The sequence below is a fragment of the Neisseria sp. P0021.S007 genome, assembly GCF_051956855.1.
The window spans coordinates 1-582 of the sequence record NZ_JBQCXA010000845.1 but is presented as its reverse complement, the minus strand read 5'-3'; the positions used below and the strand labels follow the sequence as shown (position 1 = coordinate 582).

The 582-nt window shown below is 48.1% G+C and carries 1 protein-coding gene and 1 pseudogene; both read right to left on the bottom strand.

All coding sequences use genetic code 11. The features are described 5' to 3' along the window. Positions 1-364: deoxynucleoside kinase (locus ACTHUR_RS16280; protein ID WP_440399719.1), on the bottom strand; the 364-nt coding region annotated here is incomplete at its 3' end. Positions 365-461: 97 nt separating this feature from the next. Beyond that, a pseudogene (locus ACTHUR_RS16275) lies at positions 462-582 on the bottom strand (2-amino-4-hydroxy-6-hydroxymethyldihydropteridine diphosphokinase); the annotation flags it as partial.

Here is a 582-nt window from a genome sequence, read left to right as displayed (position 1 = left end):
CATCGGGCTCTGCGTATTGCGGCAGAATACGTTGCTTCATATCGGCAAAAAGCTGCTGCTCGTCATCATTCAAAACGATAGGCGTAAAAATACGGTCTTTTTCCGGCAAAAAATCAGCCACAACCATTCCGCCTTGCGCACATTGGTCTTCAATAATATTCACGCTTTCAGCGCGGCGCATCAGGAAGAAAAGTTCGGCAGCCAAGCCATTATTGGAAACATTGCTGTAAAACTTTATGAGAAACGGATTGTGATCCGGATTCTCCGACAACAGCAACGCACTGAAATGCTCTGCCAAGCGGCGGCTCAAAGCAGTCTTGCCGCTACCGATGGCGCCTTCGACAACAATATAACGAGGATTCATAGTAACTCTTTGTAATGTGTTTCCCAACAATACTTTATAGCAAAAAAGGCGTGTCCAACACGCCCTTTCTTGTTTTAGTCCGTTTTTCAGACGGCCCTTATTCTTTCAGCAGGCGAATACCCTGTCCGCCCAAAGCCTGAGCCAAATCAGCCGCACGGCCATGCTCGCCCAACTCGAAATCCGGAAGGATTTCGGCCAGAGGCAACATAACGAAACTG